1 protein-coding gene is annotated in these 1,001 nt (G+C 46.8%); it reads left to right on the forward strand.

Annotation, left to right across the window (positions count from 1 at the left end):
- On the forward strand, positions 1-1,001 hold a 1,001-nt coding region (gene miaB, locus A3738_RS22745), incomplete at both ends, for a tRNA (N6-isopentenyl adenosine(37)-C2)-methylthiotransferase MiaB (protein WP_068763873.1).

Here is a 1,001-nt window from a genome sequence, read left to right on the forward strand (position 1 = left end):
GCTATCCGAGATCGCGCCCCATATGTTGATGTAATATTCGGTCCACAAACACTTCATCGCCTTCCAGAGATGATTGATGCATCCAAGACTTCTGATGTGGGTGTTGTGGATATCACCTTCCCAGAAGTAGAGAAGTTCGATCATCTACCTGCACCTGGCGTAGATGGACCATCAGCATTCGTTTCAATCATGGAAGGCTGCAGTAAATATTGCACATTTTGCGTCGTACCATATACCCGAGGCGAAGAAGTCAGTCGCCCAGCTGACGACGTTATTGCGGAAGTAGCCCACCTTGCGGAACAAGGCGTACGTGAAATCAACCTCCTGGGTCAGAATGTTAATGCCTATCAAGGTAACACGCATGATGATGACATCATGGACCTTGCCGAGCTGATCACCATTATCTCTGGCATTGAAGGGATCGATCGTATTCGTTACACCACGTCACATCCTGTTGAGTTTAGTGATGCATTGATTGATGTTTACGCAACAGTCCCGGAACTCGTAAGCCATCTGCACCTTCCTGTACAAAGCGGTAGCGATCGCATTTTGGCCGCAATGAAACGCGGCCATATGGCGTTAGAGTACAAATCTAAAATTCGTCGTTTACGCAAGCATCGTCCAGATATCAGCATTTCGTCTGACTTTATTATTGGCTTCCCGGGCGAAACGGAAAAAGACTTTGAAGATACAATGAAGCTTATCAACGACATTGGCTTCGATACATCTTTCAGCTTTATCTACAGCGCTCGACCTGGAACACCTGCTGCGGATCTAGCAGACGAAACATCAGAAGAAGTGAAGAAACAACGCCTGCACATACTACAGCAACGCATTACGCAACAAGCACATGAAATTAGTCGTCGCATGGTCGGTACTCAACAACGCATTTTAGTCACTGGATTTTCTAAGAAAGACCCAGGCGAAATGCAAGGTCGTACTGAGAACAACCGCGTGGTCAACTTCAAAGCAAACCAAGATCGGAGCGACTCTGCACTAAT

It is taken from the genome of Oleiphilus sp. HI0066, assembly GCF_001635725.1.